Origin of the sequence: Sphaerisporangium aureirubrum, from assembly GCF_042658925.1 — a bacterium.
GTDB lineage: Bacteria > Actinomycetota > Actinomycetes > Streptosporangiales > Streptosporangiaceae > Sphaerisporangium > Sphaerisporangium aureirubrum.
Genome location: NZ_JBHSRF010000015.1, coordinates 127,335 through 143,630 on the forward strand (window position 1 = coordinate 127,335; position 16,296 = coordinate 143,630).

General features: G+C 69.4%; 18 protein-coding genes and 1 tRNA gene. 7 read left to right on the forward strand and 12 right to left on the reverse strand.

Going from position 1 to position 16,296, the window contains the following annotated elements; genetic code table 11:
• Nucleotide 1 precedes the first annotated feature (1 nt).
• The 5 genes from ACFP1K_RS14030 to bcp form a co-directional block, all read right to left on the reverse strand.
• Nucleotides 2-760, reverse strand: coding sequence for an ABC transporter ATP-binding protein (locus tag ACFP1K_RS14030; RefSeq protein WP_380751953.1), 759 nt, complete (start codon nt 758-760; stop codon nt 2-4).
• A gap of 183 nt (nt 761-943) precedes the next feature.
• Nucleotides 944-1,627 carry a response regulator gene (locus tag ACFP1K_RS14035; protein WP_380751956.1) on the reverse strand — a complete coding sequence of 228 codons (684 nt, stop codon included), beginning with the start codon at nt 1,625-1,627 and terminating at the stop codon, nt 944-946.
• On the reverse strand, nt 1,624-2,796 hold the full coding sequence (locus ACFP1K_RS14040; RefSeq protein WP_380751959.1) for a sensor histidine kinase: 1,173 nt from the start codon (nt 2,794-2,796) through the stop codon (nt 1,624-1,626). Before ACFP1K_RS14040 ends, ACFP1K_RS14035 begins: the two co-directional genes overlap by 4 nt.
• 341 nt (nt 2,797-3,137) lie before the next feature.
• A tRNA-Leu gene (locus ACFP1K_RS14045) sits at nt 3,138-3,213 on the reverse strand.
• 108 nt (nt 3,214-3,321) lie between these two features.
• Complete coding sequence (gene bcp / locus ACFP1K_RS14050; protein ID WP_380751962.1) at nt 3,322-3,795, reverse strand: thioredoxin-dependent thiol peroxidase; 474 nt, start codon at nt 3,793-3,795, stop codon at nt 3,322-3,324.
• A gap of 140 nt (nt 3,796-3,935) precedes the next feature.
• On the opposite strand from bcp, the gene ACFP1K_RS14055 reads away from it, so the two are divergent.
• Nucleotides 3,936-4,271, forward strand: coding sequence for a DUF3618 domain-containing protein (locus ACFP1K_RS14055; RefSeq protein WP_380751965.1), 336 nt, complete (start codon nt 3,936-3,938; stop codon nt 4,269-4,271).
• Between the two features lie 120 nt (nt 4,272-4,391).
• On the opposite strand, the gene ACFP1K_RS14060 is transcribed toward ACFP1K_RS14055, so the two are convergent.
• The 3 genes from ACFP1K_RS14060 to ACFP1K_RS14070 form a co-directional block, all read right to left on the reverse strand.
• Nucleotides 4,392-5,579 (reverse strand): amino acid deaminase/aldolase, encoded by a 1,188-nt coding sequence (locus tag ACFP1K_RS14060; RefSeq protein WP_380751968.1) that lies wholly within the window; start codon nt 5,577-5,579, stop codon nt 4,392-4,394.
• Nucleotides 5,580-5,617: 38 nt separating this feature from the next.
• On the reverse strand, nt 5,618-7,135 hold the full coding sequence (locus ACFP1K_RS14065; RefSeq protein ID WP_380751971.1) for a hypothetical protein: 1,518 nt from the start codon (nt 7,133-7,135) through the stop codon (nt 5,618-5,620).
• 269 nt (nt 7,136-7,404) lie between these two features.
• Entirely contained in the window at nt 7,405-8,367 is a 963-nt protein-coding gene (locus ACFP1K_RS14070; protein WP_380751974.1) for a M48 family metallopeptidase, read from the reverse strand.
• A gap of 113 nt (nt 8,368-8,480) precedes the next feature.
• Between ACFP1K_RS14070 and ACFP1K_RS14075 the strand changes: the two genes are divergently transcribed.
• Both ACFP1K_RS14075 and ACFP1K_RS14080 read left to right on the forward strand, forming a co-directional pair.
• A complete protein-coding gene (locus ACFP1K_RS14075; protein WP_380751977.1) occupies nt 8,481-9,305 on the forward strand; it encodes a helix-turn-helix domain-containing protein in 825 nt (274 codons plus the stop codon).
• Nucleotides 9,295-9,492 (forward strand): DUF397 domain-containing protein, encoded by a 198-nt coding sequence (locus tag ACFP1K_RS14080; protein ID WP_380751980.1) that lies wholly within the window; start codon nt 9,295-9,297, stop codon nt 9,490-9,492. The genes ACFP1K_RS14075 and ACFP1K_RS14080 overlap by 11 nt, the downstream gene beginning before the upstream one ends.
• Before the next feature lie 50 nt (nt 9,493-9,542).
• Here ACFP1K_RS14080 and metG read toward each other — a convergent pair whose 3' ends face one another.
• The gene (metG, locus tag ACFP1K_RS14085) at nt 9,543-11,063 is read right to left on the reverse strand and encodes a methionine--tRNA ligase (protein ID WP_380751983.1); all 1,521 of its coding nucleotides are present in this window, start codon (nt 11,061-11,063) and stop codon (nt 9,543-9,545) included.
• 225 nt (nt 11,064-11,288) lie between these two features.
• Between metG and ACFP1K_RS14090 the strand changes: the two genes are divergently transcribed.
• Nucleotides 11,289-12,371, forward strand: coding sequence for a serine hydrolase domain-containing protein (locus ACFP1K_RS14090; protein ID WP_380751986.1), 1,083 nt, complete (start codon nt 11,289-11,291; stop codon nt 12,369-12,371).
• Nucleotides 12,372-12,427: 56 nt separating this feature from the next.
• Here the strand turns inward: ACFP1K_RS14090 and ACFP1K_RS14095 are convergent, their stop codons facing one another.
• A complete protein-coding gene (locus ACFP1K_RS14095) occupies nt 12,428-13,273 on the reverse strand; it encodes a hypothetical protein (RefSeq protein WP_380752019.1) in 846 nt (281 codons plus the stop codon).
• Between ACFP1K_RS14095 and ACFP1K_RS14100 the strand changes: the two genes are divergently transcribed.
• The 3 genes from ACFP1K_RS14100 to ACFP1K_RS14110 all read left to right on the forward strand — a co-directional run bounded on the left by ACFP1K_RS14100 (nt 13,194) and on the right by ACFP1K_RS14110 (nt 14,163).
• Nucleotides 13,194-13,616 carry a TetR/AcrR family transcriptional regulator gene (locus ACFP1K_RS14100; protein ID WP_380751989.1) on the forward strand — a complete coding sequence of 141 codons (423 nt, stop codon included), beginning with the start codon at nt 13,194-13,196 and terminating at the stop codon, nt 13,614-13,616. The genes ACFP1K_RS14095 and ACFP1K_RS14100 overlap by 80 nt on opposite strands.
• Nucleotides 13,617-13,723: 107 nt before the next feature.
• Nucleotides 13,724-13,933: a hypothetical protein gene (locus ACFP1K_RS14105; RefSeq protein ID WP_380751992.1), complete on the forward strand. Its 210-nt coding sequence runs from the start codon at nt 13,724-13,726 to the stop codon at nt 13,931-13,933.
• 2 nt (nt 13,934-13,935) lie between these two features.
• Nucleotides 13,936-14,163 (forward strand): type II toxin-antitoxin system VapC family toxin, encoded by a 228-nt coding sequence (locus tag ACFP1K_RS14110; RefSeq protein ID WP_380752016.1) that lies wholly within the window; start codon nt 13,936-13,938, stop codon nt 14,161-14,163.
• 76 nt (nt 14,164-14,239) lie between these two features.
• Here the strand turns inward: ACFP1K_RS14110 and ACFP1K_RS14115 are convergent, their stop codons facing one another.
• A complete protein-coding gene (locus tag ACFP1K_RS14115; RefSeq protein WP_380751995.1) occupies nt 14,240-14,374 on the reverse strand; it encodes a hypothetical protein in 135 nt (44 codons plus the stop codon).
• Nucleotides 14,368-15,744: an L-serine ammonia-lyase gene (locus ACFP1K_RS14120; protein ID WP_380751998.1), complete on the reverse strand. Its 1,377-nt coding sequence runs from the start codon at nt 15,742-15,744 to the stop codon at nt 14,368-14,370. Before ACFP1K_RS14120 ends, ACFP1K_RS14115 begins: the two co-directional genes overlap by 7 nt.
• Nucleotides 15,745-16,296: the final 552 nt, after the last annotated feature.

Here is a 16,296-nt window from a genome sequence, read left to right on the forward strand (position 1 = left end):
GTCAGGCCTCCAGCTTCACGAGGGTGTCCATCACGCTCTGCGGGGACGGCCCCGTCAGCTCGGTGACCAGCACGCCGTCCCGCAGGAACACCACGCGGTCGGCGTACGAGGCCGCGACCGGGTCGTGGGTGACCATGACGATGGTCTGGTCCAGCTCGCGCACCGAGGCCCGCAGGAACGAGAGCACCTCGGCGCCGCTGCGCGAGTCCAGGTTGCCGGTCGGCTCGTCCGCGAAGATCACCTGCGGCTTGCCGATGAGGGCACGGGCGACGGCGACACGCTGCTGCTGGCCGCCGGACAGCTCGCTCGGGCGGTGCTTCAGCCGGTCCCGCAGGCCAACCGTGCGGATGACCGTGTCGAACAGGTCCTCGTCGGCCTGGCGGCCCGCGATGTCCAAGGGAAGGCGGATGTTCTGCTCGGCGGTCAGGGCGGGCAGCAGGTTGAACGCCTGGAAGATGAACCCCACCCGTTCCCGCCGCAGCAGCGTCAGCTTCTTGTCGTTCAACTTGGTGATGTCCACGTCGCCGACCCGCACCTCGCCGGCGGTCACCGTGTCCAGGCCCGCCAGGCAGTGCATCAACGTCGACTTCCCGGACCCGGACGGCCCCATGATCGCGGTGAAGGCACTCGTGCCGAACGCGACGTCCACCCCGCGCAGCGCGTGCACGGCTGCGTCACCGGTGCCGTAGACCTTGGTCACCCCTCTGGCGGTGACGGCGGCCGTGGTCTGGGGGACGGCTTCCCTTCCGGTGATGGTCACGATGACTCCCTGAGCGGTGCGGTGTTCATGGCGTTCATAACGCTATGAGTGCTCAGGGCGGGTTTCCTGACCCTTGGGAACGGACTCCCGATCAGCCCCCGGTGGCGTCCGCCGCGCCGCCTGCGACCCCTGGGGTAGCCGGGATCCGACTTCCGGCCGACCCCGTCTCATCCCCGAGGTGTGTCACCCCTGGTCGCCGGCCGGGCGGCCGAGGGGCTTGATCAGACCGGTCTCGTAGGCGTAGACGACCGCCTGGGTCCGGTCCCGCACGCCGAGCTTGGCGAGGACCCGGCCGAGGTGGGTCTTGACGGTGGCCTCGGCGAGGTTGAGACGCTCGGCGATCTCGCCGTTGGACAGGCCGCGGCCCACCAGCACGAGGACCTGCCGCTCGCGGGCGGTCAGGTCGGCGAGCAGGTCGGTGCCGGTGCCGGACGGGCCGGGGAGGTGCGCGGTGAAGCGCTCCAGCAGGCGCCTGGTGGCGCTCGGTGCCATCACGGCGTCCCCGGCGTGCACCGAGTGGATGGCGCTGACCAGGTCGGACGGCGGCACATCCTTGAGCAGGAACCCGGACGCGCCCGCCTTCAACGCCGCGTAGGCGTAGTCGTCGAGGTCGAAGGTCGTCAGGATGAGCACCTTCGGCGGGTCGGGCAGGGCCCGGATGCGCTGGGTCGCCTCCACGCCGTCCATGTGCGGCATGCGGACGTCCATCAGCACCACGTCGGCGCTCACCCGGCCGATCAGCGCCACCGCCGCGGCGCCGTCGGCGGCCTCGCCGACGATCTCGAGGTCCGGCTGGGCGCCGAGCACCATGCGGAACCCGGCGCGGACCAGCTCCTGGTCGTCCACCAGCACCACGCGCACCCTCATGCGGCCCTGCTCACCGGCAGCCGCACGGTGACCTGGAACCCGCCGCCCGGCACCGGGGTGGCCCGCACGCTGCCGTCGTACATCGCGACGCGCTCGCGCATGCCGATCAGCCCGTGCCCGCCGATGCTCCGCGGGGCCGCCGCGCCGCGCCCGTCGTCGGTGACCTGGAGCAGGACCTCGCGCCCCACGTAGGACATGTCGACCCGGGCGCTGGCCCCGGGCCCGCCGTGTTTGAGGGTGTTGGTGAGGGCTTCCTGGACCACGCGGTAGATCACGAGCTGCTCGCCTTCCGGCAGGTCGATCGGGGTGCCGCCGACGCAGAACTCTACCGCCATGCCGGACCGGCGGACCTGGGCCATCAGGTCGTCGAGCTGGGCCACGCCGGGCTGCGGCGCGTAGTCCTCCACCTGGCCGTCCTGGCGCAGCATGCCGACCAGGCGCCGCATCTCGGCGAGCGCCTGACGCCCCGTGCGGGAGATCGTCCCGAGGGCCTGCCGGGCCTGCTCGGGGTCGGTGCCGATGGCGTACCCCGCCCCGTCCGCCTGGACGATCATCACGCTGACGTTGTGCGCCACCACGTCGTGCAGTTCGCGGGCGATCCGGGCCCGCTCGGCGGCGGTGGCGATGAGGGCCTGCTGGTCGCGTTCACGCTCGGCGCGTTCGGCTCGCTCCTCCAGGCTCTCCAGGTAGCGGCGCCGGGTGTTGGCGTAGATGCCGGCGGTCCACGGGGTGAGCACGAAGAACGAGGTGGACGCCAGGGGGAGCCACTGGAGCCCTCCCCAGCGCGACATCGCCAGCACCAGGCCGAGCTCGACGACCGCGCCGGCCGCCACCGCCCAGCGCAGGACGCACAGGGACGCCACGCTGTACATCGCGACGATCACCGCCAGGTCGGCGGGGATCGGTTCCATGCCCGCGCACCACTGGAGGAAGCAGATGAGCGCGATCACCGCGAACGCGCGGACGGGCTGGGTGCGCCGCCACATCAGCGGGACCAGGAGCGCGCCGGACAGCAGGAGGTAGCCGAAGAGGTTCAGCGGCATCCCCGGCGCGCCCGTGCGGACGAACGCGGGGGCGGTGGACAGCGTGAGGAACGCCAGCGGCACGATGGCGAGGAAGTCCACCAGCCTGCGATGGCGCGAACCCCATGCGCGCACTCTGCCGAACACGCAAACAACACTACGTTCGGCTCTGTGAGCGATGGTCCGTCTGGAGAGGGATCTGTGGCTACGACCCAGGTCGTACACAGGACAAATGCCCTTACACCCCTCTTACGTCGCATGCGGGATAGTTCTTACAGGGAGCCACCCTCGGGTGGATAAAGGGAGACCGCGAGTCGGGTCGAAGCCGACGGGTCGCGTGGCAGGGGGAGACGCCACGCGGCCCGGAAGCCGAGGCCCGCCCGTCTCCGCCTTCCTGGCGCGGTAGGCCCCATGCCCAGCGGGCCGACAGCGCGAAGGCCGCCTCCAGGTGGTGGAGGCGGCCTTCGCATTTTCCCAGGTACAGCACCTGGTGGGGTCGGTGGGATTCGAACCCACACTGTCAGGTACCTAAAACCTGTGCCTCTGCCATTGGGCTACGACCCCGCGATGGGCGTTCGGCATGCGCCATCCTAATTGAGCAATGGCGGCACCCGTAGCGACTGGCGTGGTGACCGTTAGTCCAGGTCCGGGGTCATCATGTTGCGCACCGGCTCAGTCGATGCCGAGCTCCTTGCGCAGACGGGCAACATGGCCGGTCGCCTTCACGTTGTACATGGCCTTCTCGATCTTGCCGTCCGGGTCGATGACGAAGGTCGACCGCAGCACGCCGAGGATGGTCCTGCCGTAGTTCTTCTTCTCACCGTACGCGCCGTAGGCCTGGTGAACCTTCAGCTCGGGGTCGGAGAGCAGGGGGAACGTCAGGTGGTCGCGCTCGGCGAACTTGGCGAGCTTGGCGGGGGTGTCCTTGGACACACCGAGCACGGTCACGCCCGCCGCGTCCAGCGCGGACAGGCTGTCGCGGAAGTCGCAGGCCTGGGTGGTGCACCCCGGAGTCATCGCGGCGGGGTAGAAGTAAAGGATGACCCGCTTGCCACGGTACGAGTCGAGGCTCACGTCGTGACCCTCGGCGTCGAGCAGCGTGAAGACGGGAGCGGCGTCGCCGGGTTCGAGTTTGGTCTGTGTCACGGAGCCAACTTACGGCACCGGACCGACGCTCCGGCATGCCTGCCGTGCCGGAGGGTGACCGGACCTGACAGACTGATCGCTGCAAAGGCGGCACGCCGGGCGGGGCGGCGGCCGGTGGACGAGGAAAAGGGGAATTCGTCATGGCGGACACCGACCCCGACGCGCTGGAGAGGGACATCGAGCGCACCCGGGCGGAACTGGCTACGACCGTCGACGCCATCGTGGACCGCGTCAGCCCCAAGCGGGTCGCGGGCCGCCAGGCCGCGAAGGTCAAGGCCACTGCCGAACACCTGCTGACCTCGGCCCGCGACCTGATCGCCGGCCCGGCCCGCTACCCCGCCTACGGCGAGCTGCAGGACGAGCCGGCCGCCGACGAGGCCCCGCCCGCCCTGGCCCCCATCCTGATCGGCGTGGGCGCCCTCGTGGTCGCCGGCGCCGCCATCACCCTGTGGCGCCGCCGCCGTCGCAACCGCTGACACCGCGGCGCCGTCGACCCACGGCGCCGCCGGTCTCCGGTCCTGTGGCCGGCCCGCGTGACCCGTCCGGTCCGCGTGACCCGTCCGGCCGTGTGATCCTCAGCCGGCCCCTCCGCCGTTCTAGAGGAACGCCTTCCCCTCGCCGCGGTACGTCGGCACGCTCTCCACGACCCGGTCGCCCTCCACCAGGTGGAGGGTGTCGAACCTTTCGCACAGCTCCCCGGCCTTGGCGTGGCGGAACCACACCCGGTCGCCGACCCGCAGGTCCTCGGCCGCGGGGCCGAGCAGAGGGGTCTGCACCTCGCCCGCGCCCTCGCGCGGGTGGTACCGGAGCCCCGGCGGCAGGTACGGCTGCGGCAACCGTGAGTCCCCGGCCGGGCCGGAAGCGGGGTGGCCGCCGCCGAGCACCGTCACGACCCCCGGCGCGGGGCGGCGGACCACGGGCATCGCGAACATCGCGGCGGGACGCCCGGCGAAACCGCGGTAGAAGTCGAACAGCCGGGGATGGTAGAACCCGGACCCGGCCGCGATCTCGGTGATCGCCTTCTCCCGGGTGGTCTCCTCGATCGAGCCGGTGCCGCCGCCGTTGACGAACTCCAGGTCGGCCACCTGCCGCACCGCCTGGACGATCCGCCCGCGCCGGATGATCAGCTCGCGCCGCGACCGGGCCTGCGTCCAGCGCAGCACGTGGCCGTACGCGCCCTGCACCCGGTCGCCGACCCCGGCGATCTGCGCCTCGTACGCCATCAGCCCCACCAGGCGGAACCCCGGCCGCTTGGCGATCGCCCCGGCCAGCTCGGCGGCCTCCTCCGGCTCGCGCACCGGCGAGCGCAGCACCCCCGCCCGCAGCCTGCCGCCGAACGCGATGAACGCGGCGTCGATGTCCAGGCAGATCCTGATCTCGTGGCGGTTCGCGACGTCCCGCACGGCGTCGTCGACGAACTCCAAGTGCTCCACGGAGTCGACCATCACCGTCACGGCCCGCGCCGCTCGCGCGTCCCCGGCCAGCTCCGCCAGCGCCGCCCGGTCCGCCGTCGGGTAGGCGACCATGACATCGGGGAACCCGCCGGACGCCAGCCACAGCGCCTCGGGGACGGTGAACGCCATCACCCCGGCGTACCCGTCCATGTCGAGCACCCGGCGCAGTATCTCGCGGGATCTGATCGACTTGCTCGCCACCCGGATCGGCTTGCCCCGCGCCCGGCGCGCCATCGCGAGCCCGTTCGCCCGCATGGCCGCCATGTCGACGATCGCGAAGGGCGGCTCCAGGTCCGCCGTGGCCTTGTCGAACCGCTCACGATCATCCATACGGGCAGCTTAACCCCGCGGCTTAACGCGAGCCTAGGTCACATTCCCCCATCTTCCTGCTGTTTCCTGCGCCGCCCGGTGTACCGCCGGCCTCCGTCAGCGGGCGGTCCCGGTACCGGAAAGGCGGTCGGCACACCCCGAGGGAACGCCTCCACGGCCGAGAACGGATCCACCGCCGGGGACGGCGCCACGGGAGACGGCTCCGCCGCCGGCGACACCGCCTCGGGCGACCCGCGGCGCCGCGCGAAGGCCAGCCCCGCCGCGAGACACGCCATCGGAAGCACCGGCACGACATACCGGTGGTCGAACGCGGCGATCGTCGGCGGCAGCACCAGCAGCACCACGGCCGACACCCACGGCAGCAGCACCGCCCCGCCGAGCCGCCGCCACCGCACGACCACCCCGCCCAGCCCGGCGAGCAGGATCACCGCCAGCAGCGGCCCGCGCACGTACCCCTGCTCCTGGTACGCCCGCAACCACCCCGCGTACGGCTCCACGATCGCCGTGTCCCCCCGCGTCCCCTGGTACGCCGCCGTCAGCTCCGGCGCCGAGAGATCCCCCGACGCGACCTTGTCGGTGAACGGGTCGATGGCCTCGGGGAAGACGTACGCGCTCTGCGGCCCCTTCGTCGGGTACTGGACACGGGTCCACTCGAAGGACCACAGCGCGTCCTCGACGCCGGTGCGCAGGAAGTCGAACGGCTGCGCCAGGATCGCCTCCCGCGCGAACCGCCCGGTCAGCCGCTCCCGGTCGTCGTCCTTCTCGATGGACGCCAGCGGCGACTCCTCGTCCCAGATGTACTCCGGCGGCGTCAGCCGTTCCTCCGGCGGCACCGTGGGACACAGCACCCGCTCCTCACCTTCGGGCCGGATCTTCGCGCAGTCCGCGAAGCTCATGGTCCGCGCCCAGAGCCACACGTTGCTCTGCCCCAGCCCGTACGTCCCGTGATCACTGTGGAACCACGCCGCGTACCCGCCCACCCCGAGCACGGCCACCAGCCCCGCCACCACCACGGCCCGCCACCCCGCCCGCCCCACCACCATGCAGACGAGCACGACCACCACCACCGCGAGCCCCACCGTCCGTGTCACCGTCGCCCCCGCCAGTAAGGCCCCCGCCACCCCCGCCGCCCACACCGGCGGCCTGCGCCGCCACATCACCACCGCGATCCCCGCCGTGACCAGGAACGTGAACAGCAGATCCGCCATCACCAGATGTTCGAGCTGCACCATGTGCACATCCAGCAGCACCGGCGCCGCCGCGAGCGCCGCCCCCCACCCCGGCACCCCACCCCGCCGCCGCACCACCGCGTACACCAGCACCGCCATCCCCATCCCCAGCAGATGCTGCACCGCGGTCACCACCGTGAAGCTGCGCAGCGGCTCCAGCCCCAGCAGGAACAGCGAATACCCCGAAGGCCGCGACTCCAGCGGCTGAGGATCCAGCGCCGCCTGCACATACACAAACGAATCAGCCCAGAACCACAACGCGGGCCGATACCCCAGTTCGGCCACCCCCCGCAGCACCCCCCCGGCCGCGAGGAGAAGGAGAAACACCCAGTGCGCCCGCAGGAACCCCCCCACGGACCCATCACGACGACCTTCAGCCATCTCTTGGTCCGCAGCCACACGCGAACCCATGCCCGGCAGCACCGGCACCTCCTCAGGGAAGCCGACGACCCTTCATGCTAGGCGCCTCCCGATTCCCCGAACTCACCGCCCGGAACCTCCGACCTGCGATCATGCTCCGGCGGCGATCATTCGGCGCGCACCCCTATGGGACGCCCGGCCGCGCGCCGCCGTTGACACACCTGGAGATACGGCTGTCACCAGATGAGGCCGAAGGCGCGTATCGCCCGGGAGTAGTGCCGGGAGAGTTCGCCGTCGATGGCGTCCGACGCGGGCTGGGGGAGCAGTTCCCGGCGGTCGGGGCGGGGGTCTTCTTCGAGGACGGGGGCCGCGCGGCGGATCTCCTGGACGGTCGCGCCGCGCAGGGCCGCGGCCTGGAGGGGGGCCAGGAAGCGCCTGCTTTCCATCATCTCGGTGAGGTGGGTCACCTCGGCGTCCGTGGTGACGGCTTGGAGGCGGGTGGGGGTGCTTCGAGATCGCGATGAGGGGGTGCGGGTGAGGGCCAGCAGGAGGCGTTCCACGAGGAGGGCGGGCCAGCCCATCACTCTGCCGAGGATCTGGCCGAGGGTTCCGGCGGCGTCGTAGGAGCCTCTCGGGGCGGCGGCGCCGAGGATGGTCGCCATGTAGATGTGGGTCTCGCCGCGCTTGGCGAGGGTTCCGCCGGACATCAGTGATTCGCGCCACTGGGCCAGCGTCCACAGGGCGCCGCTGATCAGGATGTCGTCGCCGGTCTCGTCGGTGTACGCCTTGGCCAGCAGCACCACCCGCTGCCTCGCGGGCAGCACCAGCCACAGGGGCAGTCCGATGACGAGCGCGGGCCGCCGCCGCCAGCCGACCCGGACGTACTGAGCACCGATGCTCAGGTCCTCGACCGCCACCATGACCGGCGGCGGCGTTCCCACGGCTCTGGCCACCCGCTCCGCGACGCCGTAGAGCTCGGGCGCCGACGAGCGGTCCACCACCTCGGCGTCGGCACGCAGCCTGCGCGGCCTGGGGAACAACAGCACGCCGATCGCGATGATCAGGCCGCCTCCCAGCCAGGCGAGCAGGAAATCGGGGTTCCAGAGAATGATCCAGCCGCCCAACAAGATCAATAGGGCGGTGAGCCCGTGCACCATGAGCGAGAGAGTCAGCGCGGCGACCTTCTTCACAGCGTTCACCCGGACATTCCCCTCTTCGCCATTCCTGAATGTCACCGGATCTCTACGATCGGTAGCGATCAGGCCGGTAAACCAGAGCGCTAAAAATATCCATTTAGGTGGGTAGGTGAAATATGTCCCCCGAGAAACCGCTGGACCCGCACGAATCCCCCCGAGCCCTCTTCGCTTTCGAGCTCCGTCGCCATCGCCATTCGGCAGGGCTGACCCAACGCCAGCTGGGCGACCGCATGGGGTTCTCCGATTCCATGATCACCATGGTCGAAGCAACCAAGCGTGCCCCGACCCGCCGATTCGCCGAACTGGCCGATGAGGTTCTCGGGCTGGACGGCGCGATGGTCCGTCTCTACGCGGCCACGACCTGGAACAAAGCGCCCGAACATCTCCGACCCTGGCTGGAGGAAGAGGAGGACGCCACGGTGTTGCGCACGTGGCAGCCCACCATCGTCCCCGGCCTGCTCCAGACCCAGTCCTACGCCCAGGCGATTCTGGCCACCTGGCCGAGCATCACCGGTGAAGAGCTGGACGAACGGTTGTCGAACCGCATGCAGCGGCAGTCCATTCTCATCCGCGACAACCCACCAGACCTGAATGCCGTCATCGACGAAGACGTCATAACCCACGTCATCGGTGACGTCGCCATCATGCGGGAGCAACTGGAACACCTCCTCAAGGTGGCGTCCCAGCCCAACGTGACGATTCAGCTCGTGCCCTATGCGGCCCGTCCGCACTGCGGGCAAGGAGGCGGCTTCATCCTCGCCGAACGTAACGGCGTGCCCTACGCCGCGTACGCAGACGCGCAGCCCTTCGGGCGCACCTTCGACAACCGCCGGCTGATCGCTGAGTTGGTCCGACGGTATGACGCGATCCGAGCGGAGGCTTTACCGTTCAAACAGTCACTCCGACTCATAGAGGAAGCGGTGAACCAAATTGGCGCATGACCTTCGGGCCGCACAATGGCGCAAGAGCAGCTTCAGCAGTGACTCGGGCGAGTGTGTTGAGGTCGCATCCAATCTGCCCGGTGTGCACATCGTCCGCGACAGTAAGCGTCTCGCCGGGCCGGTACTGGTGTTCACCACGGGGGCGTGGTCCGCGTTCGTGACCGGCGTCAAGGCCGCCGCCCTCTGAGTCATATGCCCGTGCAGGTCGCCCGGTGGGGCGACCTGCACGGGCATTGTTCACTCCGGGGCCGTGAGTCTCGGAAATACCGGGAGTGGGGCGGGGAGCAGGCCATCTTGGGGTGTGCATTGGGTGGCGATGCGGTCGGCGGTGTCGGGGAGGAACGGGAGCAGTAATCCGGCCAGCTCCTGGCAGGTGTGGTGGAGGGTGGCCAGGACGGCGTCCAGGTGGAGGGCCGCCTGGGGGGTGCCGTCGCGTTCCAGTTTGATCAGGTCCCAGGGGCGGATGAGGTTGACGTAGCGGTTGGCCTCGTCGACGACGGTCCACAGTGCGGTGGTGGCGTGGCGGAAGTCGAAGTCGGCCAGGGCGGCGTCGATCAGGGTGGGGGCCCGGGTGAGGGCCTCGGTGAGGGACTCCGCCAGCGGGGCCGGGGTCCCGGGGGTGGGGACGCGGCCGTCGCGGTAGCGGTGGATCATGGCGACCACGCGGTTGACCAGGTTGCCGAGGCCGTTGGCCAGTTCGTCGTTGGCGCGGGTGACGAGGCGTTCCACGGTGAAGTCGGCGTCACCCGTGCGGGGGACCTCACGCAGCAGCCACCAGCGGACGGCGTCGGTGCCGTAGCGGTCTGCCAATGTCACCGGGTCCACGGTGACGCCGCCGGACTTGCTGATCTTCTGGCCACCCGCGGTGAGGTAGTCGTGGATCAGTAGGTCGGTGGGGAGGGGCTCGCCGGCGGACAGGAGCATGGCGGGCCAGTAGACGGCGTGGAAGCGCAGGACGCCCTTGCCGAGCAGGTGGACGCGGCGGCCGGCGTCGGTCCACCAGCGGCGGTGGTCGCCGGCGCCGGTGCCGTAGCCGAGGGCGGTGAGGTAGTTGCCGAGGGCGTCCCACCAGACGTAGACGACCTGGGTGGGGTCGTCCGGGACGGGGATGCCCCAGCCCCGGGCCCGTTCGACGGAACGGGAGATGGAGAAGTCCGAAAGGCCCCCGGCGATGAAAGCCAGCACCTCGTTGCGGCGACCGGCGGGCTCGATGCGCAGGGCGCCGGTCTCGATCAGGTGGTACAGGCGGTCGGCGTAGCGCGAGAGCCGGAAGAACCAGTTCCGCTCGCTCACCCGCTGGGGCTCGGTGCCGTGCTCGGGACAACGGCCTCCGCTCAGCTCGTCCTCGGTGTAGAACTGCTCGCACCCGACGCAGTACAGCCCCTCGTAGTGCCTGAGATACAGGTCCCCCGAGTCGCGGCAGGCCCGCCAGAAGCGCTCCACCCCGACGCGATGCCGGGGATCCCCGCTGGTCCTGATGACGTCGTCCACCGACAGCGACAACGGCGCGGCCAGTCCCACGAACGCCGCGGCGTTCCCGTCCACGAACTCCTGAACACCCACCCCGGCCGCCTCGGCGGCCAGCACGTTCTTCAGCGAGTTGTCATCGGTGCCGGTCTGGAACCTGACCCGCTCACCCTTTCGCCGGTGATGCCGGGCCAGCACATCGGCCTGCACCAGCTCCAGCGCGAACCCCAGATGCGGCCGGGCGTTGACATACGGAATCGTGGTGGTGATGTAAGTGTGCGAAACGGCCATGGAAACCTCCCGGTGAACCGGAGCTCCGACCACGCACATGAATCGAGGCCCCGCTAGCAGGGCCTCGGAACGATCGTCCGTGCAGCGTCAGCGGCCCCGTGAGCGGGGCATCATGACCTGACACTGCGACGCGTTCATACTCCGGATGATAGCAACACACCGGCCGCGCGCCCGGAGCCGATATTCGATGGCCGTGCCGGCGGCGGGCAGGCTAGGTTCCGTCCCATGGCTGAGGTCCACGGCTCATGTGACGACCGGTTCGGTGCGGTGCGCGAGACGCTGGCGGGTTCGCTGGACGGGGACGCGGGGGCGTCGGTCGCCGTGTACGTGGACGGCGAGCCGGTCGTCGACCTTTGGGGTGGGTACGTCGACGCGGCGCGCACCGTTCCGTGGGAACGGGACACCATCACCAACGTCTGGTCGACCACCAAACCCATGACGGCGCTGTGCGCGCTGATGCTCGCCGATCGGGGTGAGCTGGACCTGTCCGCGCCGGTCGCGCGGTACTGGCCCGAGTTCGCCGCGGCGGGCAAGGAGCGGGTGGAGGTGCGGCACCTGCTGTCGCACACCGTGGGGCTGCCCACTTTCGACGAGCCGATGGCGGTGGAGGACCTCTACGACTGGGAGAAGGCCACCTCGCGGCTGGCCGCGCAGACCCCTCGCTGGGAACCGGGCACCGAGGCCGGGTACCACGCCATCACCCAGGGATACCTGGTCGGCGAGGTCGTCCGCCGGATCACCGGCCGCTCGCTCGGCACCTTCTTCGCCGATGAGGTGGCCACCCCGCTCGGCGCCGACTTCCACATCGGCCTACCCGCCGAGCACGACCACCGCGTCGCCCCCGTCATCCCCCCGCCGGTGAAGGTCCCCCGCTCAGAAGTCCCCTTCACCCCCGTCGTCGGCGCCGGCGAGGCCAACACCGTGGCCTGGCGCCGCGCCGAGATCCCCGCCGGCAACGGCCACGGCAACGCCCGCTCCGTGGCCGCCGTCCAGTCCGTCCTGTCCGGCGGCGGCACCGCCCGCGGCGTACGCCTGCTGTCCGCGGCCGGCTGCGAACGCGCCCTGGAGGAGCAGTTCCACGGCGTGGACCGCTACCTCGGCATCCGCATGCGTTACGGCATGGGCTACGGCCTGCAGGGCGGGCAGCGCGTCTGCTTCTGGGGCGGCTGGGGCGGCTCCCTCGTCTGGAACGACCTCGACGCCCGTATGACGGTCGCCTACGTGATGAACCGCATGCTCAGCAGCACAATGAGCGACGACCGCGCCCTCGGCATCGTCCTCGCCGCCTACGGGGGCGCCACCGCCTGACCGGCCGAAGCCCTCCCCGGATCCACTCTCTCCGGGAAGGGCATCGGGTGCCGCGGTCAATCGGTGAGCAGCGTGCCGCCGTAGAGGTTCAGCGCCTCCTTGATGTCGATGTACCAGAACCGGGAGCCGCAGACGCGGGCCGGGGGTGCGGCGGGGATGCCCTGGCAGGGGATCGTGTGGTCGCGCAGGGTCGAGGACAGGACGCCGCGGGCGAGGACGTGCACGCCGTCGGTGACCTTGTGCGCCACGCCGACCTCGTCCACCACGTTCGTGCAGACGGTGCCGCTCCAGGAGCCGCCGGAGCAGATGTAGTTGCCGCGCAGGTTGCCGGACCAGCCGTAGACGGGGGCGGTGGCGGAGGAGGCCCAGTTGCCGACGAACGTACGCGAGTCGGCGCGGGCCTCGATGCGCAGGACGTCCAGGTCACGGTTGGGTGTGTCGTAGACCTCGCCGATCTGCTGACCGCCGCCGTCGTACATGTCGTACGCGTTGGGCGAGCAGTGCGCGGCACCGAGCAGGAACGTGTTGTGCCCCGCGGTGAACGCGAAGCCGGTGGAACACGCCGACCCCGCCCATTGCGACGCCCGGCCACCCGCGTAGTAGGCGGGCATGTCGTCGACCCGGCTGAACGACAGGTCGGCCACGTTCGCCGTCGCGCTCTCCTCGAAGGTGAGCGGCATGCCGGACGTGCGGATCGCGGATAAGTCCCCGGCCGCGGCGGTCGATCCGGCCACCGTCACCCGCAGCCCGCCGCCGTCCGCCCGCGGCGCCACCCCGACCACCTCGGCCTGCGGCGTGGCGAGGCTCGCCCACGGCTGCCGTGTGATCCGCTCGATCTCGGCCCGCAGCTCCCGCCGCGAGTACCGCGCGGCGTCGACCGTCACCGCGACGTCCCCCGCCACCCCCATAACCCTGGAGGAGGTGGCCCGCCGCGCGAGGGTCGCCCGCTCCACCATCTACACGATCTTCACCTCAAGGGGCGCCCTCTTCGACGCCGTCTTCCACGACGTCCTCCACCGAGCCGGCTTCGACCGCATAGTCGCCGCCACCATCCACCGAGACGAGCAATCCCGAGCCCAAGGCATGCAAAACCTCGTCTCCCGCCTAACCACCCAAAACCACCTCCACCCCTCCATAACCCCCTCCGAAGCCGTCAACACCCTCTACATCCTCACCAGCTTCGAATCCTTCGACCTCCTGTACACCGCCCGCGGCCTTCCCCCTGCGACATCGCGACCCACCTGATAACCATCGCCGAACGAACCCTCTTGGTCTGAGCTGCATGCCTGATCACCTCCGCGTTAGTTACAGGTAGCAGCCCTCAGTCCAGGGTCCGTGGGTATCCTCGTATCATGAGCGTTGCCTACGAGCACTATCCGGAGCTCCATGGGCTGATCGAGCGTCTACGGCCCGAGCAGGCCGAAGAGGTCCGGGCACACGTTTTGCGCCTGGTCGAGCCTCCGAGGTCCGGTCTGCGTGTGCTTCGTGTCTTCGATGGTCCCGCTGAGAGTCTGGGCGCCCAGTCCGAAGAGATCATTCACCGTGAGGCCGGCTCCTGGTGATCATGCTCGACACCGGTCCGCTCGTTGCGGCCATCAACCGGCGTGATCCTGACCATGAGCGTTGCCGGAAGCTTCTCGAGGAGCGGGCGGGAAGCATCGTCACAACGCCCTATGTCATCGGCGAAGTCTGTTATATGGCCGCGTCCCGGATCGGAGCCGAGGCGGAGGCTAACGTCATCGACGCGGTCCTCTCGGGTGATTTTCGCCAGGTTTCAGATCGAGGAGCATGATCTTCTTCGAGTCTGCGAACTTCTGCGCCGGTATGCCAAACTTCATGGTGGAAGAGGGCTGTCAGTCGCAGACGCGTCAGTTGTGGCGATTGCGGAGCGGTTGCATATCACTGAAGTCGCCACCCTGGATGCCACCGACTTTCGCGTCGTAACTCCAGTGCATGTAGCTGCTTTTACTTTGTTGCCATGACTGCACGGTGACGATCAGCATTCAATGACGTTGACCGCGAGGCCGCCGCGGCTGGTTTCTTTGTACTTGTCGAGCATGTCGCGGCCGGTGTCTCGCATGGTTTTGATGGCCTTGTCGAGGGCTACGTAGTGGTGGCCGTCGCCGTGTAGGGCTATGCGGGAGGCGGTTATGGCTTTTACCGAGGCTACGGCGTTGCGTTCTATGCAGGGGATTTGTACTAGGCCGCCGATGGGGTCGCAGGTTAGGCCTAGGTTGTGTTCTATGCCGATTTCGGCGGCGTTTTCTACCTGTTCGGGGGTGCCGCCTAGGACTTCGGTCAGGGCGGCGGCGGCCATTGAGCAGGCGGAGCCTACCTCGCCTTGGCAGCCGACCTCGGCGCCGGAGATCGAGGCGTTTTCCTTGAAGAGGACGCCTATGGCGCCGGCGGTGAGGAGGAAGCGGACGGTGTTGTCGTCGTCAGCGCTGGGGACGAAGCGGTGGTAGTAGGAGAGGACGGCGGGGATGATGCCTGCGGCGCCGTTGGTGGGGGCGGTTACTATTCTGCCGCCTGCGGCGTTCTCCTCGTTCACTGCCAGGGCGTACAGGGTTACCCAGTCCATGGCGTGGAGGGGGTCTTTTTCTGAGGTTTCGCTGTGGAGTTTGCGGTGGAGTCTGTGGGCTCGGCGTTTTACCTTCAGGCCGCCTGGGAGGACGCCTTCCTTGGCGCAGCCTCGTTTCACCGACTCGGCCATTACGTGCCAGAGGTGGAGGAGGCCCTCTTTGATTTCTTTTTCGGTGCGGCCGAAGGCTTTTTCGTTCTCCAGCATCAGGCCGGAGATGGAGAGGCCGGTTTCCGCGCAGCGTTCCAGGAGTTCTTTGGCGGTGGTGAAGGGGTGGGGGAGCTCGGTGTCGTCTGGTTTGATGCGGTCGGTGCCGGTGGCTTCTTCGTCTACCACGAAGCCGCCGCCTACCGAGTAGTAGATCTTTTCCCTTATTTGGTCGCCTTCCGCTGAGTGGGCGGTGAAGCGCATGCCGTTGGGGTGGTGGGGGAGGGAGATCTTGCGTTCGAAGATGAGGTCTTCGCCTACTGCGAAGGGGATTTCCTGGGTGCCGTAGATGGTGATCTTGCCGGAGTCGCGCATGGTCGCGAGCTTGCCGTCCACTGTGTCTACGTCGACCAGTTCCGGTTTTTCGCCGGAGAGGCCTAGTAGGACTGCTTTGTCGCTGCCGTGTCCCTTGCCGGTGAGGCCCAGGGAGCCGTAGAGGATCACTTGGACCCTTGTGGTCTTTTCCAGGAGGCCGTCCTGGTGCAGGCCACGGGCGAATTTGTGCGCTGCTGCCATCGGGCCGCCGGTGTGTGAGCTTGAGGGGCCGATGCCGATCTTGAAGAGATCGAAGACGCTGATCGCCATTTGGTGCGCCCTTTCGGAGCGTGGTAGGTGGTACTTCCCCGGGTGTGGGGTTTTAGCTACGACCGGGTCGCGGTCGGCTGGACGTCCGTCTTTCGGGTGGGGCCGGTGGGGGTGGGTGCTGGTTTGCCGCCGCAAACGGCGCCGGCTTCGCCGTACATGGTTCCCGCCGTCGCGGCGCCGATAGTGGGTTGCGGCGAAGGTACGAGGTGGGTGTTGTCGGCTTGCCGCCGTATACGGCGCCGGCTTCGCCGTACGTGGTTCCCCGTCGCGGCGCCGATAGGGGGGTTGCGGCGAAGGTGTGTGGTTGGTGTTGCCGGCTTGCCGCCGTATACGGCGCCGGCTTCGCCGTACGTGGTCCCCGCCGTCGCGGCGCCGATTGGGTGCGGTGAAGGCGTGCGAGGGGTGGTTGGGTCGACCGGGTGGCCGGGTGGCCGGGTGGCCGGGTGGCCGGGTGGCCGGGTGGCCGGGTGGCCGGGTGGTTGGGTGGCCGGGTGGTTGGGGCGGCTGGGTGGCCGGGTGGTTGGGGCGGCTGGGTGGTTGGGGCGGCTGGGG